The following is a 17847-nucleotide window of genomic DNA, read 5'->3' as shown; positions in this document are numbered from 1 at the left end:
TACCCTTCAGTATACCACAACTTCAAAACGACTTGACAGTCGATCCTACCTCATTCCAAAAAACGGATATATGCTCGTATACGATAGATATATATACAAGAATACGCTAAATAGCCGAGCGCTTTTCCCTGTATAAATAAGGAGCGTTCGGCTAGCCACTGGATATGATACTTAGACCCAATAAACGTAATAATTAAAGCGTCAGCGGCACCGGCGAGCGCTCGCGATGCTGAAATACGGCAAGCTCGCGATAGCCGACTTCATATAGAAGCGCGCGTGCCTTCTCCAAGTGCTCGGACAGCTTCGCCGGATCATGGGCATCCGATCCTACGGTCAGCGGGATGCCTAGCGAAAAAGCTTCGTCCAGCATGCGGCGGCTCGGGAACATCTCAGCACAGGGCTTCGAAAGCCCTGATGCATTCAGTTCCATCGCCCGACCGCTGCGGGCAACGGCGGAGAGTACGGAGCGCTCCAGTTCACGCAGCTCCTCCATTTCCTCCGGCTTCGGATGATAGCCGAAGCGCTTGATGACATCCAAATGCCCCATGATGTCATACAAACCGGTAGCTGCTGCCCTGGAGACCGCATCATAATACGTGCGGTACACCTCAAGCACATTTTTGCCTTTCCAATGGTGTACCTGACGGAAGTCCGTGACATCCCATTCACCGAGAAAATGGACGGAACCAATCACATAATCCCAGGGATACGCGGTAATGATGTCTTCGATTTCTCGTTCCCAGCCCTCGATGTAGTCGCCTTCCAAGCCAACGCGAATATCAATTTGCCCTTTAAAACGTTCCTTCAGTTCCAAACATTCTTCCACGTATCGGGGCAGCTCCTCCATAGGCATCGCCATTTCCGGGTAATAGTCAGCCGGTTTTACATGCAGTAGTGGCATGTGATCGGACAAGCCGAGCTGATCCAGCCCTAGCCGAATTCCCTGCCGTACATACTCTTCCAGACTCCCTATGGCATGCCCGCAGCGGGCGTGATGCGTATGATAGTCAATTTTCATGCGACCCTCCCCCTTCCAACACTACAACAAATCGTACTAATCACGACGAGGTCGTTCATGACGGCGATTCAGCTCAGCCAGTACGTGATCAAGCGGTAGCTTGCGCTCCTGCAACAGCACCAGCAGGTGATAAATCAAATCGCTGACCTCCAGGCGCAGTTCGTCATTATCTTTATTTTTGGCGGCAATGATCGTCTCGGATGCTTCCTCGCCAACCTTTTTCAAGATTTTGTCTACACCTTTATCAAAAAGATAGGTCGTATAGGCTCCTTCAGGTCGTGTCTCCTCGCGCTCCTTAATAATCGCCTCCAGCTGGGCAAGTACCTCAAAGCGGTCTGCTGAAGCACTGGAAATATCATCGGTTTGATTTACCAACGTGTGGTCTCCTGCATTTCCTGCAACAGGTGCTACAGCCGTCCCTGGCGCGGAAATATCACGGAAAAAGCAGCTCGTTGCTCCTGTATGACAGGCAGGACCGTTCGGAATGACACGTACCAACAGAGCATCACCGTCACAATCCAACTGGATGGAAGTGATTTTTTGCGTATTCCCTGAAGTAGCCCCCTTGTGCCACAGCTCCTGTCTGGAACGAGACCAGAACCAGGTCTCTCCCGACTCCAAAGACAGTTTCAGCGACTCGCGGTTCATGTAGGCCAGCGTAAGCACCTGAAGGGTGGCATCATCCTGCACAATCGCCGAGACAAGACCCACCTCATTCCAGCGGACATTATCCAGTATCTGCTCCAGAGATAGCTGTTGGTTCAATTCGTTGCTCATCGTATCTCCACTCCTCTGCGCTTCAAATCCCGTTTTAGGTCAGGGATTCCTATTTCTTTATAGTGAAAAATCGTTGCTGCTAATCCAGCATCCGCTCTGCCCGCCGTAAACACGTCATAGAAATGATCCTGTTTGCCTGCTCCGCCAGAAGCAATAACTGGAATTCCGACGGTATCCGATACCGCAGAAGTCAGCGGCAGGTCAAAGCCGTCCTTGGTTCCGTCCGCATTCATGCTGGTTAGCAGAATCTCACCGGCTCCCAACTGTTCAGCTTCCTTGGCCCAGGCCAAGGCGCGAATACCAGATGGCGTGCGGCCTCCGTGGGTATATACTTCCCACTCGTCCCACGCCTCGTTGTACTTGGCATCAATGGCAACAACGATACATTGTGAGCCAAAGCTGCGCGCCCCCTCCGCAATCAGCTGAGGATTACGGACAGCCGCCGTATTTACGCCGATTTTATCAGCCCCGGCACGCAAAATGCGTTTCATATCATCGACATGAGATATCCCGCCACCTACGGTGAAAGGAATGGCAATTTCCCCGGCTGTCTGACGAACTACTTCTTCCATGGTGGCACGCCCTTCAACTGAAGCAGAAATATCCAGAAATACGATTTCATCTGCCCCTTCCCGGTCATAAAGCGCCGCCAATTCCACCGGATCACCTGCATCGCGTAAGTTCACAAAATTAACGCCCTTAACCACCCTGCCATCCTTTACATCCAAGCAGGGAATAATACGTTTAGCCAGCATGCCTACTCCCCCTATGCCTTTGCTACAGCTTGTATGGCAACCTGTAAATCAATGCTCCCTGTATACAATGCTTTACCCACAATAGCACCACCTACACCCTCCTTCGCATAGGTGCTCAGCGTGATTAGATCTTCCATCTTACTGACACCGCCGGAAGCGATCACGGTTCGTCCACTGCTTTTCGCAAGCGCTACGACCGCCTCGACATTCGGGCCTTGCATCATTCCGTCGCGGGAAATGTCTGTGAAAATGAACGTTTCCGCTCCCTTGGAGGCCAACTCAGCAGCCAATTCGTCCGCTCGAACCTCCGAGGTTTCAAGCCATCCGCGCGTGGCCACATAGCCATTCCGTGCATCCAGACCAATGGCGATCCGATCACCGTAGGTACCCAATACCGCTTCCGTAAAAGCACGGTCCTCAATCGCTGCCGTACCCAAGATCACACGGCTCACTCCCAACGACAACAGCCGCTCCACATGTTCACGCGTACGCAAGCCGCCACCCACTTGTACAGGCACTTGCACCGCAGAAGCGATGCGCCCAATGAGCTCATCGTTCACCGGTTGGCCTGCTTTAGCACCGTCCAAATCAACCAAGTGAATGTAGGAGCCGCCCATACGCTCCCATTCTTGGGCAACCTCCACTGGGTTTTCGTTGTATATCGTCTCCTGGCTATAATCTCCTTGTACCAGTCGTACACATTTGCCATCGCGAATATCAATCGCTGGGTATATCGTGAACAAAGTATGACCCCCTTGTGAGCTATTCAACATCTATATGCCTTTACATCCATCAACGACCAAAGTTGGCGTACCCTCAACTATAGACACATGAATCGTTACGCTCGCTTTTCCGCTTCCGCCAGTTCCAAAAACTGTCGAAGCAACCGCATCCCCATTTCCCCGCTTTTCTCCGGGTGGAACTGCATGCCATATACATGGCCTCTGCCCACGATAGCCGTTACGGGCCCACCGTAGTCAGTCACCGCCAGTAGGTCACTTTCGGCCTCCGGCTTCGCATGATAGGAATGTACGAAATACACATGTCCTTCCTCCAAGCCCTGTAACAACGGGTGGTTCGGCTGAGTCATACGCAGACGATTCCAGCCCATATGCGGCACTTTAACCCCCAGATCAGGAGCAAACCGAACGACCTCACCTGGTAAGATATTAAGCCCTTCGTGACTGCCGTATTCTTCACCACGAGTGAACAACAGTTGCATTCCTAGACAAACACCGAGCAGTGGTTGTCCAGCGCTTGCAACCTCCTGAATCACCCGATCCAATCCGCTGGAACGTAAATGCTCCATAGCATCCCCGAATGCCCCTACACCCGGCAAAATCACACCGCTGGAGGAACGAATCACTTGGGCATCTCCCGTTACTACAGCCTCATAGCCAAGACGCTCAACTGCCTTGCTCACACTATGCAGATTGCCTCTGCCGTAATCCACAATGGCAATGGACATGGGCTACAGCACTCCCTTCGTTGAAGGCACTCCCGTCACCCGTGGATCAATGGATGTCGCTTCATCCAATGCACGTCCCAGCGCTTTGAACACCGCCTCAATCATATGGTGGGTATTTTGCCCGTAGTGAACGATGACGTGTAGCGTCATGCGAGCCTCCAACGCAAATTTCCACAGAAATTCATGCACCAGCTCTGTCGAAAAGCTCCCTACCTGCTGTGATGGATACTCCGCACGATACTCAAAATGAGGTCGGTTACTCAGATCAATGACAACCTGTGCGAGCGCCTCATCCATTGGTACAAAGACGCTGGCATAGCGCTTAATTCCTTTTTTATCACCCAATGCTTCCAGCAAGGTCTGTCCCAGACAAATACCAATATCCTCTACGGTATGATGATCGTCGATATCCACATCCCCTCTGGCCTGCACATTCAGATCAAAGTGTCCGTGCTTGGTGAACAAGTCCAGCATGTGATTCAGAAAAGGAACATCCGTTTCAATCTCAGCTTGCCCTGTGCCGTCTACTGCAAAAGATAGCTGAATGTCCGTTTCGTTCGTCTTTCGGCTGACGCTGCCTGTACGTCCTGCTACGTTATTTTCGTTCCCCATCGCCATCCACCGCCTTCTTTTCATTGTCCAATCGAACTTGTATCGCCCGTGCGTGACCTTCCAGTCCTTCATGGCGGGCAAGCTGCATAATCGTCTCACCATTGCGCAGTAGCGCTTCTTTGCTGTAATAGATCATACTCGACTTCTTGATAAAATCATCAACATCCACTGGCGAGGAAAAACGTGCCGTTCCATTCGTCGGAATAATGTGGTTAGGTCCGGCAAAATAATCGCCTACTGGCTCCGAGCTGTACGCTCCCAGGAAAATAGCTCCCGCGTTTTCGATCAGACCTACATGCTCCATCGGCTGCTCTGTCATAATTTCCAAATGTTCTGGTGCCAGTCGGTTTACAATATGGATGCCCTCTTCCAAAGTGTCGACGACAATGATAGCCCCGTATGCCTCCACCGATGCAGCAGCAATATCTCTACGCGGTAGCTCTGCCAATTGGCGCTGTACTTCAGCTGATACTTCTTCGGCCAAGCGTTGCGAGGGCGTAACCAGTATGGCTGAGGCCATCTCGTCATGTTCCGCCTGTGAAAGCAGGTCAGCCGCTACATATGAGGCATTCGCCGTGTCGTCAGCCAACACGACAATTTCACTTGGTCCCGCTATACTGTCGATATCCACCGCGCCGTACACCTCGCGCTTCGCCAGCGCTACATAAATGTTACCGGGACCGCAAATTTTATCGACTGGTTCAATGCTATGTGTTCCGTAAGCGAGAGAAGCAATCGCCTGCGCTCCGCCAACCCTATATATTTCCGTTACACCAGCCTCTGCCGCAGCTACCAGTGTATATGGATCTATCCCTGCCTTGCCGCCTGTCGCCGGGGGGGTCACCATGACAATCTCCGGTACACCAGCCACCTGAGCGGGAATGACATTCATCAGCACCGAGGATGGATAGGCCGCTTTACCACCCGGAACATACACGCCTACACGTTTCAACGGTCGGATAATTTGGCCGAGCAAGCTACCGTCTGGCTGTAAATCCATCCACGAATTACGTTTTTGCTTCATGTGAAAAGCACGGATATTATCCGCCGCTTCTCGAATCGCCTGTAAAAAAGAAGGCTCTACCTTGTCATATGCCGCCTTCAATTCTTCCTCCGTCACACGAAGTTGCTCTGCGATCAGCGATACACCATCAAACGATTGCGTATACCGCAGGACAGCCTCATCCCCCTCTTGGCGTACCGACTGAATAATGGTACGCACAGCCTCATTTTGCTCAGGTGTGCCGTAATCCACCTCCCGTTGGAGACTGAAATCACGGGCTGATACAATCTTCATTTGTCCATTCCCCCTTACTTGCAGCTTGCAGAATGCTCCTTTAACCCTTGGCTTATTCCTTTAGTTGATTTACTCCCGGGGTGCCACCGCATTGGGAATCACCTGATGCAATCGATCACACAAAGCCTGAATCGAGCTGTTTTTCATCCGGTAGCTGACCCGATTGGCAATCAGACGACTGGTAATATCCAGTATGCTGATCTGCTCGACCAATCCATTCTCCCGCAAGGTCTGCCCCGTCTCTACCATATCAACAATGCGGTCTGCCAGGCCAATTAACGGCGCCAGCTCAATGGAGCCATTCAGCTTAATAACCTCCACCTGTTGGCCTTGCTCCCGAAAATACTGGGAAGCCACATTCGGATACTTTGTAGCGACCCGCTGACGAATACCTGGCTGCCAATCTGGTAAAGCAATCACTGACATCCGACAACGGGCAATCCCCAGATCCAGCAGTTCATACACATCCTTGTTTTCTTCCAGCAAAACATCCTTGCCCACAATGCCGATGTCCGCCGCCCCGTACTCCACATACGTAGGAACATCGACGGGCTTCGCCATAATAAATTCCATGCCTAGCTCAGGCAGTGGAATGACCAGCTTGCGCGTTTCGTCCACATCCAGCGGAATTGGAACCCCCGCCTGGCGAAACAGCTCGGAAGCCTGCTTATAAATCCTTCCCTTGGGCATGGCTACTTTCAATGTTTCTGTCATGGCAGTTCCCCCCTTGTACTGGCTCTCTTCCTTCGGCTGTATAGCTGTATACCTCTGCGTACAGCCCCTGCTGCTCACGACGTCGATCTTCCGGTCCGCCCGCGAGCCCTGTTACTACAGTAAGACCTGTTGCGCGTAGCTGTGCCGCTGCAGATAACGCCTCTTGGCGTCCCTGTTCGTCATAACGGATAAGTACAGGAAGCTTCGTCTCCATTTGGATACCATCCACACCATCGACGATCCGGTTTGTCTTCAATGCAAATCCCGTTGCAGGTACGGATCGACCAAACTGCTGAAGCAGATTGTCATAGCGACCCCCGTTGCATACCGGGAACCCAATCTCCGCCGCATAGCCCTCAAAAGTCATTCCTGTATAATATGAAAAATCCCCGATCATGGTAAGGTCGATTAACACATGCTCAGATACGCCGTATGCCTCCAGTACTTCCCACACCTCGCACAAATGTGCAATGGATTGAATCGTCTGCTGCTCCACACTAAGACGGGTAGCCTGGTCACAAATTTCTTTTCCACCGCGCAACCGAAGAATAGCTTCCAGCTTATCCCGATGTTCGGGAGCCAAGCCCAAAGCTTCAATCGCTGTTCGGTAGCCCACTACATCACGACTGAGCAACAGTTCCTTTAGCGCTTGTTGTTCAGCCTGACGGCCTGGAATGATTTCCTCAAATAAGCCGTTCAGAAATCCCACATGTCCCATGGCAATTTTAAAAGAGGCCACTCCTGCCGCCTGTAATGATGCAATAGCCAATGCTACAACTTCTGCATCAGCCTCAGGCGAATCATCACCTACCAGCTCCACACCTGTCTGAAAAAACTCCGCTTCTCTTCCTGCCTCTTCCTCAATCGCCCGAAATACATTTGCGTGGTAGGAAAGTCGGAGTGGTACTTCCTCTTCCTTTAGCAACGAAGATACCACCCGCGCAATGGGAGCGGTCATATCCGATCGCAGCACCAACGTGGTTCCCCGGTTATTGAGTAATTTAAACAGCTTTCGATCGGAAGTAGAACTAGCCACTCCTACCGTATCGTAGTATTCCATCGTAGGCGTCATGATCTGGCGGTAACCCCAGCGCTCCATGCATTCGAGTACATTCAGTTCGATGGCCCGCAGCTTCGACACTGCACGTGGAAGATAATCTCGAACCCCTACAGGGATCTCGAATCCTTTTGGCTTAGACATCTCTATCACCTCATGATTTCACAATATCTTTATCATGGTAAAGTGCTAACAAACTAAAGTATATTCGATATATTATCATGCCCTACTTGTGAACGTCAACCGAACGGAGCAGCCCTTTTTTACAGATTCGCCAAGCCGCTGCCCCTTTCTATATTTTATCCAATGCAAAATACACGAATCCTAAAAAAAGACTGCCAGCCTTAAGCCAACAGTCCAATCAATCAAAATATTTAGCTATTCATTTGTTCATCTTTACTCCGGGAAGAAAACTTCGGAACCGTGCCCAAACCGATCCATGCAAATGGTACATATCGAAAACACAACGTCACAATCAACCATGAGCCAAACAACGCCAACAACCATCCACCCGTAACAGAGAAGATATATTCTACTGGCGTTCCGTGCAAATCCAGCTTGCGATATACTCTCAATAACGCCGGGTGAAGTAAATAAATGCCGAATGAGCATGAGCCCAGCCAGCTGATTAACATTCGCAGCCTATCGTTAGCATGACGATATAATAAAACCGAGAACTGAAACAGCACCAGCGCTGAGACGAGGGCATATGCATTATGGAGCAGTTCATAGATCAGCGAGTCTGCATAGATGGCTTCGCGATATGCTACAAACCATATTTGTACATATGCTATACCCAGGAGTAGCCAAGCCACCCACAAGCCCCACCAACTGATCAACTGTCCGCGTCTAATTACTGTACCTGACACCGGAAAAAGCCACTTTTTAAACCCTTCATATCCAATCGCTACAGCTGCGCCCAAGGCAAAATAACTGATATACGTAATCGCGAGACTTCCTCTTTCCTCTTGCCAAACATATTTGTTCAGCAATACAAACCCCCATTGAATGACTAACCCTACTGCCAAAATGATACAGGCTGCTCTCCGTGGACTCGATATCCAATGACATAAGCGCTGCACTCCCCACAACAACAGTGGGAAGACCAAATAAAATTGGATGATGATGATGACATAATACAAATGCGTGTACGCCTTTCCCGTTAACAGCACGAGCGGAAGATCACTGAGCGGCATCAACCCGCGTGTTACCAAGGTCAAATAATACACAAGAGAAAACAAAACGTACGGCAACACAATAAACATCAGTCTTTTTCGGAAGAATATAAGCATATTCTTACCACGAAGCGGCCTATCGACATAATTGTAAAATAAAACAAACCCGCTCACAAAAATAAATACTGGCACCGCAAAGCTACTAAACATATTTAAAAATAGAAAAGGGTAAAACAATAGAGAATGGCGCGCATCAATTAAAGCCATTGAAGTCGCATGAATGGTAACAACGGCTGCAATTAATATTCCCCGGTAAACATCAAGCTCTGGTATACGTTCTTTTTTGACCAAATCAACACGCTCCCATATCGCTTTGCAAATATGTCTGTTATCAATTTTTAAACATAATTAACATGCATTACCCCACTTATTATACAGAAAAACAACAATAAGGAAGACCCCTTAATACATAAGGGGTCTTCCTTATTGTGCTATTTCCTACTCATCCACACCAGAGCGTCTTAAATCACGCAACGGATTGCCACCTACAAATGCACCTGCGGGCACGTCTTTATGCACGACCGCTCCGGCTGCTACGATAGCTCCGTCACCGATGGTGACACCCGGCAAAATGGTTGTGTTGGCGCCGATAAGCACATGATCACCAATCACCACTTTACCGATACGATACTCTTGTATGAGGTATTCGTGAGCCAGTATCGTTGTGTTATATCCAATGACCGAATTGTTCCCTATCGTAATATGCTCCGGAAAAAAAACATCCACCATCACCATCAGGCCGAAGGCCGCATGTTGCCCCACCTTCATCCCCAGCACTCTGCGGTAAATGACGTTTTTCAGAGAAAGCACAGGACAATACCGGGCAATCTGTATAAAAATAAAGTTCTTAATGCCTTTCCAGCGGCTCACCGTCCGATAAATCTGCCACAACGCATTGGGACCTTCTACAGGATAGCGGTTCACCCTTCTCACGATACATTGACACCTTGAAGCTCCAGCTTCAGCAAATCCCGCATATCATGCAACATGTAGTCAGGCCCATATCCGCGCAGAGTTTCCTCGCCCTTGAGCGACCAAGCTACACCAGCCGATTTCACACCTGCTGCCTGAGCTGACAAAATATCAAAAGAACTGTCTCCGACCATCAATGTATGCTTTGCTTCAGCATTCAAACCTGTCAAGGCCTTGAGCACTGGTTCAGCGTGTGGCTTTGGATGTTCCACATCGTCTACCGTTACAATATAGTCCATTGAGGAAGTCAGATTGAACAGATTAAGTACACGTATCGTGGATGGTCGTATTTTGGTTGTCACAACCCCCAGCTTAATCCCTCTCGCACGCAACTCCTGAATGACCTCAATGACATATGGAAATGGCTTCACCATTTGGTCATGATGAATCTGATTATAAGCACGGTAGTCCTTAACCAACCTAGATACATCCGTTAATCCCGAAAAAGTACGGAGTTGATCGTCTAGCGTTCCACCCATATGAGGAATAATATGCTCCCGCGTCAGCGGATCAGCATCCGGATGATTCAAAATGTGTAGAAATGTGCTGATGATCAGCTCATTCGTATCCATGATGGTGCCGTCTAAATCAAACAAAATTGTATTTATCATAGATGCTCCTTCTTGTCCTCGTCCGTGTCTTCCTTAGGTAGCTTATCCGCCGTAGCTGTTGGAGGAACCGCGTCCTGTCCTGGACGGGATACCTGCTCTGGCATCACGTCAGGTACCTGATCAATCCCCGCTTTGCTGGAGATAATCGGATCGCTATATCGAGCAACAGATGTACCCTTTCGGCGACGAACCAAAATGAAAATCACCGCAGCTACAACAATAAAGATAGGCAGCAATTGCGAGATCCGTACATTACCGTAACTCGGGTCCAGATGCCCTGGTTCAAACCCTAGCCATACCATAGGAGACCACAAAGCATTCACAAAGGAAGCCAGCCAATCCGGTCCCTGAAAAGCCAAACTGTCCGTCCGTACACGCTCGATGAAGAAACGGCCAATTGAGTACCAAATGAAGTAAAATGCAAACATTTCGCCTGCACGCACAAATTTCATACGACGAATGACGAGCAGCAAAATCACACCTACAATACTCCACAGTGATTCATATAAAAATGTAGGGTGATGGAACACCCCGTTAACGTTCATCTGATTCACAATGAAATCCGGCAGATGGAGCTGATTTCGCAAGAATGTCTCTTCCGTCGGTCCACCGTAGGCTTCCTGATTGACAAAATTACCCCAGCGTCCAATCGCTTGACCGATCAGTAGGCCTGGTGCACAAATATCAGTGATACGCCAGAAGTTATACCCTTTATACCGGAAATAAATGACCGCACATATAATGGCCCCGATCAAGGCACCGTATATCGCAATACCGCCATTCCAAATTTTAAAAACATCCCATAGATTATCTCGGTAGTCTTCCCATTTGAAGGCTACATAATAAATACGCGCTCCAATAATAGCTGAGGGAACACCCAGAAGCAGCATATCCATAAAAAAGTCCTGCGGAATACCGAATCTTTTTCCTTCACGGATGGCAAGATATAAACCCACAAGCGCCGCCAGCCCCAAAATAAGCCCATACCAGTGGACCTTGATTGCCCCGATTGAAAAAGCGATCGGATTCAGCAGTAATGTTGCCGTTGACATATGTTTCTCTCACTCCTCGTTCTTCCTTGCAAACGAACAAACCTTAATCCATCTCTTCCATATCTTCAGAAATTGTAGCAGTCAGCTTGTTTGTAAATTGCAGGGCTGCATTAACACCCATTTGTTTCAAACGATAGTTCATCGCCGCCACCTCGATAATAACAGCCAAGTTTCGGCCCGGACGAACTGGAATCGTAACCAGTGGAACATCTGTATCAATAATGCGTGTCGTTTCCTCATCAAGACCAAGACGGTCATACTGCTTGTCCTGCTGCCATGCCTCCAGACGAACAACCAATGTAATCCGTTTGTTATTACGAACTGCACCGGCCCCAAACAGCGTCATCACATTAATAATGCCCACGCCACGAATTTCCAACAGGTGACGGATCAGCTCAGGTGCTGTACCATGCAGCTGAAAATCGGACGTTTGCCGAATTTCTACCGCGTCATCTGCTACCAAGCGATGTCCACGTTTAACCAGTTCCAGTGCCGTTTCACTTTTACCAATTCCACTACTTCCTGTGATAAGCATTCCCACGCCATACACGTCACACAGTACACCATGAATAGTTGCTGTAGGAGCCAGCTTTCTTTCGAGAAAGCCTGTGATGCGGCTTGATAAAATCGTCGTCGCCATATTAGTGCGCAGTACAGGAATATCTCGCTCTGCGCTCGCCTCCACTAACTCAGCCGGTACCTCTAGACCACGTGTGACGATAATGCATGGAGTCAGCTCTGTACACAGACGCTCCATCCGATCCCGGCGTTCCTCAGGAGGAAGCATTCCCAGAAAAGCCAACTCAGACCTTCCCAGAAGCTGTACCCGCTCTTGTGTATGATATTCAAAATACCCGGCCATCTCCAGACCTGGGCGATTTAAATCGTCCACTGTGATCAGTCTTCGCAGACCTTTTTCACCGGAAATAACCTCCATTTGAAACTGCTGTACAAGCTCGGATACCTTTACCTGTTTAGCCATTGTATTCTCCCCTTCATCTGCAAAACCAGATTCTATACGTCACTTGATTTATGTAGCTTTACCCTATTAACCATACACCCCAACGCCAGTCTATCCTGCGCCAATGCACACTCCACTTGATTTAACATATGGTTCCAGGCTAGCTCCATTCCGCCAGCTGGGTTGATCCCATCTAGGACTCCTGCCAACGAACCTACATCTAGACCTGTCCATTGTACCCATCGTATCGGAATTTTCCAATGAATGCAATGCCGAAGCTAGTAGCCGTATGCGATATATAAAAAGAGTCGCAGTTCTCCGCTCGGGGAAAACTGCGACTCTCTTCCAGAGGCAAATTTTATTCGCCAACCAGAACACTCAATTCCGATTCCTTATCAAAAATATGAACCTTGTTCATATCAACAGCCAACTTCGCTTTGACACCATCACGAGTATTGGAGCGTCCGTCTACACGGGCAATAATCGTATCATTTCCAGCACCGCTCAGGTACAACAGCATTTCATGACCGAGGTTTTCCGTTACATCCACAGTGGATGTAAAGATCGTATTCGGAGAAGCCTCCAAGAATACAGGCTCTTCATGAATATCCTCAGGACGGATACCCAAGATCACTTCTTTCCCGATATAGCCCTTCGCTTTTAAAATCTGTCCTTTACCTTCTGGTACAAACAGATCCAGACCCGGCGCAGCAAAATGCAATGCACCTTCTTTTTCAACCAGCTTACCTGTGATAAAGTTCATCGTAGGAGAGCCGATAAAACCAGCTACGAACAGATTCACTGGACGGTTGTACAGTTCATCTGGGGATGCAGCTTGTTGGATAATACCATCCTTCATAACTACAATCCGGTCACCCATCGTCATGGCTTCGACCTGGTCATGGGTTACGTAGATAACAGTCGTTTCCAGACGCTTAGCCAGCTTCGTGATTTCCGCACGCATCTGACCACGCAGCTTGGCATCCAAGTTGGACAGTGGCTCATCCATCAAGAACACTTGCGGGTCACGCACAATCGCACGTCCCAAGGCAACACGCTGGCGTTGACCACCTGATAACGCTTTCGGCTTGCGGTCCAGCAGATGCTCAATATCAAGGATTTTAGCCGCTTCACGTACACGTTTGTCAATTTCTTCTTTCTTCACCTTACGGAGTTTCAGACCAAAAGCCATGTTTTGATATACATTCATATGCGGATACAAGGCATAGGATTGGAATACCATCGCGATATCGCGGTCCTTTGGAGCCACGTCGTTCACAACACGATCTCCAATGTACAATTTACCGTCTGAAATTTCCTCTAGACCAGCGATCATACGGAGCGTAGTAGATTTACCACAACCGGAAGGACCAACCAACACGAGAAACTCTTTATCTTGAATGTCCAAATTGACATCAACAACCGTAGCTTTATCTGCACCCGGATATTTTTTGAAAATATGCTCTAAACGTACACCAGCCATAGCTTTTGCCTCCCTAAGATCAAGTTATGAAATCGAATACATTTCTTACTTGTATCTTACCCTAGTCCCCGTAGCATGGCTATTCGCAAACTGCACAAAAATGCTATTTCCTTTTTGTCACTTTGTACAATAGAAGATAGAGCTTGACTAAAACCGCATCATTAAACGTCCGCACGTCCAATCCAGTCTCCTGTTTGATCTTGTCCAAACGGTAAATCAACGTATTTCGATGCACATATAGACGCTTAGCTGTCTCACTCACATTACAATCCAGTTGAAAAAAGATGTCTAATGTGGCCATCGTTTCTGAGTCTTCCAGTATGACAGATGACTTCATTACCTGCTCTAAAAATAATACGCGTTGTTCCTTGGAAATGCGGTTTAACAGCCTTTCCAAATGAAGCTCCCATGAAAAGTGGATGTGCTCTGTTACATGAAAAATCTTGCCCAAATGTATGGTCTCCCATAACAAATTCAGCTCTTGGGGAAGACTTTGCAAAGGGATTGAAGGCTTAGAAACCGCCAAATGGAATACACCCACCCACTCATTCGCAATAAGCTCATATAGACCCAAGCTAAAAGCCGTGAGAACCTCCTCCAACGATTCCGTAAAATCTGCATCCCTGGACTCAGTGTCTTTATCCCGTTCATCGTCCGCTCCTAATAAAAGCTCCTTTTTAGCCATAATCAGCCAAGACTGTTTGTCCAATGGAGTAAGCAGCACATCCCCTCCAAAATAGCTCGCGAACAATCGATGGAGCTGGGTATAAGTAATAGCCCCCTCCTGTGTTCCCTCGCCATTCAGTAAAATCGGAACCATACACGCTGATAGCGAATCACGAAGCTGCAATTCATCTGGAACCTCTTCTTCCTTGTTTAGATTGGCAGCCTGCTGTATAAGCCATTGTCCATAACGATTCATGCGCTCTTCCTCGCTATAAACCGGGTTATCCGACAATTGTGGACCGTTCTGCCAGACCTGCTCCATGTTCCCCAATAGCGCTTCTACCAGTTTCCGTTCTCGATCCGTCAAATATCTGGCCTCTACCACAAATGCAGCCAGTTCACCTGCCGACGCACGAAATGGAAAATATAACTTGTTGTCACGGACAAACGATCTATCCGGAATAACTGAATCGGCTGTCTCTCCCTCTGCCATCATTTCCGGGCACCAAGGCACTATGGTAAAAGGCGCTTGAATAATATTCTGAAGCTGTTGCTGAATCCATTCTGTATCCAGAGTCACGCGATCACCACTTCACTTTTTTTTAGAATATAGAATAAGCACTAAGCGAACATAATGAACTCATTATAACCTGTCGATACCGTAAAATAAAAAAGCTATATAAAAACATAACTTAAAACAATACAAAAAAAGCCATCAACCTATAGTTGATGACTTCTGATGAGCCATGAAGGACTCGAACCTTCGACACCCTGATTAAAAGTCAGGTGCTCTACCAACTGAGCTAATGGCTCGTAAAACTGGTGGAGGATGATGGATTCGAACCACCGAACCCGTAAGGGAGCAGATTTACAGTCTGATGCGTTTGGCCACTTCGCTAATCCTCCATATAAAGGTGGCTCGGGACGGAATCGAACCGCCGACACGAGGATTTTCAGTCCTCTGCTCTACCGACTGAGCTACCGAGCCATATCCATTAACAAAAAAATAAAGTGCGGAGGGATACCCCTTCCCACTTTAGTACGGTAAAACTATTGAATTGAAAAATGGCGGAACTGACGGGATTCGAACCCGCGATCTCCTGCGTGACAGGCAGGCATGTTAGGCCTCTACACCACAGTTCCCTGGATTTTTCAAAATTCAAAAATGGTGCCGGCGAGAGGACTTGAACCCCCAACCTACTGATTACAAGTCAGTTGCTCTACCAGTTGAGCTACACCGGCACAATGGTGGAGGCTGAGGGGATCGAACCCCCGACCCTCTGCTTGTAAGGCAGATGCTCTCCCAGCTGAGCTAAGCCTCCTGGGTATGTATGGTAGCGGCGGAGGGGATCGAACCCCCGACCTCACGGGTATGAACCGTACGCTCTAGCCAGCTGAGCTACACCGCCATAACATAATATTTCGCTAGCTTGTCCTAAATGGCGGAGAGAGAGGGATTCGAACCCTCGCACCACTTTCGCAGTCTAACCCCTTAGCAGAGGGTCCCCTTATAGCCACTTGGGTATCTCTCCATATAAATGGACTCACTTAGCAAAACTCCGCAAGTTATTCTGTATCTCAACAAAGTGATTTGGAATATCAAGCGCAATTTCAAGGTTACACCCTGAAAACTGGATCCGAAACTCATTTGCGTTTTATCTTAGGATAAGCCCTCGACCGATTAGTATTGGTCAGCTCCATGCATTACTGCACTTCCACCCCCAACCTATCTACCTCGTCGTCTTCAAGGGGTCTTACTAATTGGGAAATCTCATCTTGAGGGGGGCTTCACGCTTAGATGCTTTCAGCGCTTATCCCTTCCGTACATAGCTACCCAGCGGTGCTCCTGGCGGAACAACTGGTACACCAGCGGTACGTCCATCCCGGTCCTCTCGTACTAAGGACAGCTCCTCTCAAATTTCCTACGCCCACGACAGATAGGGACCGAACTGTCTCACGACGTTCTGAACCCAGCTCGCGTACCGCTTTAATGGGCGAACAGCCCAACCCTTGGGACCTACTTCAGCCCCAGGATGCGATGAGCCGACATCGAGGTGCCAAACCTCCCCGTCGATGTGGACTCTTGGGGGAGATAAGCCTGTTATCCCCAGGGTAGCTTTTATCCGTTGAGCGATGGCCCTTCCATGCGGTACCACCGGATCACTAAGCCCGACTTTCGTCCCTGCTCGACTTGTAGGTCTCGCAGTCAAGCTCCCTTCTGCCTTTGCACTCTTCGAATGATTTCCAACCATTCTGAGGGAACCTTGGGGCGCCTCCGTTACTCTTTAGGAGGCGACCGCCCCAGTCAAACTGCCCACCTGACACTGTCCTCGCACCGGTTCACGGTACCAAGTTAGAACCTAGATACGATCAGGGTGGTATCCCAAGGATGCCTCCCTTCAAGCTGGCGCTCAAAGTTCTACGGCTCCCACCTATCCTGTACAGATCGTACCCAAATTCAATATCAAGCTGCAGTAAAGCTCCATGGGGTCTTTCCGTCTTGTCGCGGGTAACCTGCATCTTCACAGGTATTAAAATTTCACCGGATCTCTCGTTGAGACAGCGCCCAAGTCGTTACGCCATTCGTGCGGGTCAGAATTTACCTGACAAGGAATTTCGCTACCTTAGGACCGTTATAGTTACGGCCGCCGTTTACTGGGGCTTCGGTTCATAGCTTCGCCCGAAGGCTTACCACTCCCCTTAACCTTCCAGCACCGGGCAGGCGTCAGCCCGTATACTTCGCCTTGCGGCTTCGCACAGACCTGTGTTTTTGCTAAACAGTCGCTTGGGCCTTTTCACTGCGGCCCCCTCGGGCTATTCACCCTACCGAGGCACCCCTTCTCCCGAAGTTACGGGGTCATTTTGCCGAGTTCCTTAACGAGAGTTCTTCCGCGCGCCTTAGAATTCTCTTCTCGCCTACCTGTGTCGGTTTGCGGTACGGGCACCTTCTCCTGGCTAGAGGCTTTTCTTGGCAGTCTGAGATCATGACCTTCGCTACTACAATTTTCGCTCCCCATCACAGCCCAGCCTTACGATGTGCGGATTTGCCTACACATCAGCCTCACTGCTTAGACGGACATCCATCAGTCCGCGTCACTACCCTACTGCGTCACCCCATCGCTCATAGCGGATTACGGTGGTACAGGAATTTCGACCTGTTGTCCTTCGA

16 protein-coding genes, 8 tRNA genes and 1 rRNA gene (1 of these 25 cut by a window edge) are annotated in these 17847 nt (G+C 49.0%); all 25 read right to left on the bottom strand.

What is annotated here, in order from left to right:
* Positions 1–193 precede the first annotated feature (193 nt).
* Positions 194–1018 (bottom strand): histidinol-phosphatase HisJ, encoded by an 825-nt coding sequence (gene hisJ, locus MKY16_RS00890; RefSeq protein ID WP_029519001.1) that lies wholly within the window; start codon positions 1016–1018, stop codon positions 194–196.
* Positions 1019–1054: 36 nt separating this feature from the next.
* Positions 1055–1795 carry a bifunctional phosphoribosyl-AMP cyclohydrolase/phosphoribosyl-ATP diphosphatase HisIE gene (gene hisIE / locus MKY16_RS00885; protein WP_029519003.1) on the bottom strand — a complete coding sequence of 247 codons (741 nt, stop codon included), beginning with the start codon at positions 1793–1795 and terminating at the stop codon, positions 1055–1057.
* Positions 1792–2550, bottom strand: a complete 759-nt coding sequence (gene hisF / locus MKY16_RS00880) for an imidazole glycerol phosphate synthase subunit HisF (RefSeq protein WP_241113450.1) — start codon at positions 2548–2550, stop codon at positions 1792–1794. The genes hisIE and hisF overlap by 4 nt, the downstream gene beginning before the upstream one ends.
* 11 nt (positions 2551–2561) lie before the next feature.
* Positions 2562–3293: a 1-(5-phosphoribosyl)-5-[(5-phosphoribosylamino)methylideneamino]imidazole-4-carboxamide isomerase gene (hisA, locus tag MKY16_RS00875; RefSeq protein WP_029519006.1), complete on the bottom strand. Its 732-nt coding sequence runs from the start codon at positions 3291–3293 to the stop codon at positions 2562–2564.
* 95 nt (positions 3294–3388) lie between these two features.
* Positions 3389–4018, bottom strand: coding sequence for an imidazole glycerol phosphate synthase subunit HisH (gene hisH, locus MKY16_RS00870; RefSeq protein ID WP_029519007.1), 630 nt, complete (start codon positions 4016–4018; stop codon positions 3389–3391).
* A 3-nt stretch (positions 4019–4021) separates the two neighbouring features.
* Positions 4022–4630, bottom strand: coding sequence for an imidazoleglycerol-phosphate dehydratase HisB (hisB, locus tag MKY16_RS00865; RefSeq protein ID WP_029519009.1), 609 nt, complete (start codon positions 4628–4630; stop codon positions 4022–4024).
* Positions 4614–5927 carry a histidinol dehydrogenase gene (hisD, locus tag MKY16_RS00860; protein WP_069012128.1) on the bottom strand — a complete coding sequence of 438 codons (1314 nt, stop codon included), beginning with the start codon at positions 5925–5927 and terminating at the stop codon, positions 4614–4616. The genes hisB and hisD overlap by 17 nt, the downstream gene beginning before the upstream one ends.
* Before the next feature lie 69 nt (positions 5928–5996).
* Positions 5997–6641, bottom strand: coding sequence for an ATP phosphoribosyltransferase (gene hisG, locus MKY16_RS00855; protein WP_029519011.1), 645 nt, complete (start codon positions 6639–6641; stop codon positions 5997–5999).
* A complete protein-coding gene (locus MKY16_RS00850; protein ID WP_340953644.1) occupies positions 6595–7842 on the bottom strand; it encodes an ATP phosphoribosyltransferase regulatory subunit in 1248 nt (415 codons plus the stop codon). Before MKY16_RS00850 ends, hisG begins: the two co-directional genes overlap by 47 nt.
* A 230-nt stretch (positions 7843–8072) precedes the next feature.
* Positions 8073–9224: an acyltransferase gene (locus MKY16_RS00845; protein WP_029519014.1), complete on the bottom strand. Its 1152-nt coding sequence runs from the start codon at positions 9222–9224 to the stop codon at positions 8073–8075.
* A gap of 147 nt (positions 9225–9371) precedes the next feature.
* Positions 9372–9866, bottom strand: coding sequence for an acyltransferase (locus MKY16_RS00840; protein WP_029519016.1), 495 nt, complete (start codon positions 9864–9866; stop codon positions 9372–9374).
* Entirely contained in the window at positions 9863–10516 is a 654-nt protein-coding gene (gene ppaX / locus MKY16_RS00835) for a pyrophosphatase PpaX (protein WP_029519017.1), read from the bottom strand. The genes MKY16_RS00840 and ppaX overlap by 4 nt, the downstream gene beginning before the upstream one ends.
* On the bottom strand, positions 10513–11568 hold the full coding sequence (lgt, locus tag MKY16_RS00830; protein WP_340953641.1) for a prolipoprotein diacylglyceryl transferase: 1056 nt from the start codon (positions 11566–11568) through the stop codon (positions 10513–10515). Before lgt ends, ppaX begins: the two co-directional genes overlap by 4 nt.
* Before the next feature lie 43 nt (positions 11569–11611).
* On the bottom strand, positions 11612–12550 hold the full coding sequence (gene hprK / locus MKY16_RS00825) for an HPr(Ser) kinase/phosphatase (RefSeq protein WP_029519020.1): 939 nt from the start codon (positions 12548–12550) through the stop codon (positions 11612–11614).
* 337 nt (positions 12551–12887) lie between these two features.
* Complete coding sequence (locus tag MKY16_RS00820) at positions 12888–14012, bottom strand: ABC transporter ATP-binding protein (protein ID WP_029519022.1); 1125 nt, start codon at positions 14010–14012, stop codon at positions 12888–12890.
* A 103-nt stretch (positions 14013–14115) separates the two neighbouring features.
* Positions 14116–15258: a PucR family transcriptional regulator gene (locus MKY16_RS00815; RefSeq protein ID WP_165149384.1), complete on the bottom strand. Its 1143-nt coding sequence runs from the start codon at positions 15256–15258 to the stop codon at positions 14116–14118.
* A gap of 160 nt (positions 15259–15418) precedes the next feature.
* Positions 15419–15491: transfer RNA gene (locus MKY16_RS00810), tRNA-Lys, on the bottom strand.
* A gap of 7 nt (positions 15492–15498) precedes the next feature.
* Positions 15499–15584 (bottom strand) — tRNA-Tyr (locus tag MKY16_RS00805).
* Between the two features lie 9 nt (positions 15585–15593).
* Positions 15594–15666 (bottom strand) — tRNA-Phe (locus MKY16_RS00800).
* Positions 15667–15744: 78 nt separating this feature from the next.
* Positions 15745–15821: transfer RNA gene (locus tag MKY16_RS00795), tRNA-Asp, on the bottom strand.
* Positions 15822–15844: 23 nt separating this feature from the next.
* Positions 15845–15920 (bottom strand) — tRNA-Thr (locus MKY16_RS00790).
* 4 nt (positions 15921–15924) lie between these two features.
* A tRNA-Val gene (locus MKY16_RS00785) sits at positions 15925–16000 on the bottom strand.
* A gap of 10 nt (positions 16001–16010) precedes the next feature.
* Positions 16011–16087, bottom strand: a tRNA-Met gene (locus MKY16_RS00780).
* A 31-nt stretch (positions 16088–16118) separates the two neighbouring features.
* Positions 16119–16210 (bottom strand) — tRNA-Ser (locus MKY16_RS00775).
* Positions 16211–16339: 129 nt separating this feature from the next.
* Positions 16340–17847, bottom strand: a 23S ribosomal RNA gene (locus MKY16_RS00770); it runs 1418 nt beyond the window's last position.

It is taken from the genome of Paenibacillus sp. FSL L8-0641 (assembly GCF_038006265.1).
In the GTDB taxonomy this organism is placed as follows: Bacteria; Bacillota; Bacilli; order Paenibacillales; family Paenibacillaceae; genus Paenibacillus; species Paenibacillus polymyxa_D.
This window is presented reverse-complemented; position numbering and strand designations above follow the sequence as displayed.

Coding starts and splice junctions, on each gene's coding strand:
- hisJ (WP_029519001.1), bottom strand. CDS start 1,018: ATGAAAATTGACTATCATACGCATCACGCCCGCTGCGGGCATGCCATA.
- hisIE (WP_029519003.1), bottom strand. CDS start 1,795: ATGAGCAACGAATTGAACCAACAGCTATCTCTGGAGCAGATACTGGAT.
- hisF (WP_241113450.1), bottom strand. CDS start 2,550: ATGCTGGCTAAACGTATTATTCCCTGCTTGGATGTAAAGGATGGCAGG.
- hisH (WP_029519007.1), bottom strand. CDS start 4,018: ATGTCCATTGCCATTGTGGATTACGGCAGAGGCAATCTGCATAGTGTG.
- hisB (WP_029519009.1), bottom strand. CDS start 4,630: ATGGGGAACGAAAATAACGTAGCAGGACGTACAGGCAGCGTCAGCCGA.
- hisD (WP_069012128.1), bottom strand. CDS start 5,927: ATGAAGATTGTATCAGCCCGTGATTTCAGTCTCCAACGGGAGGTGGAT.
- hisG (WP_029519011.1), bottom strand. CDS start 6,641: ATGACAGAAACATTGAAAGTAGCCATGCCCAAGGGAAGGATTTATAAG.
- MKY16_RS00850 (WP_340953644.1), bottom strand. CDS start 7,842: ATGTCTAAGCCAAAAGGATTCGAGATCCCTGTAGGGGTTCGAGATTAT.
- ppaX (WP_029519017.1), bottom strand. CDS start 10,516: ATGATAAATACAATTTTGTTTGATTTAGACGGCACCATCATGGATACG.
- lgt (WP_340953641.1), bottom strand. CDS start 11,568: ATGTCAACGGCAACATTACTGCTGAATCCGATCGCTTTTTCAATCGGG.
- hprK (WP_029519020.1), bottom strand. CDS start 12,550: ATGGCTAAACAGGTAAAGGTATCCGAGCTTGTACAGCAGTTTCAAATG.
- MKY16_RS00820 (WP_029519022.1), bottom strand. CDS start 14,012: ATGGCTGGTGTACGTTTAGAGCATATTTTCAAAAAATATCCGGGTGCA.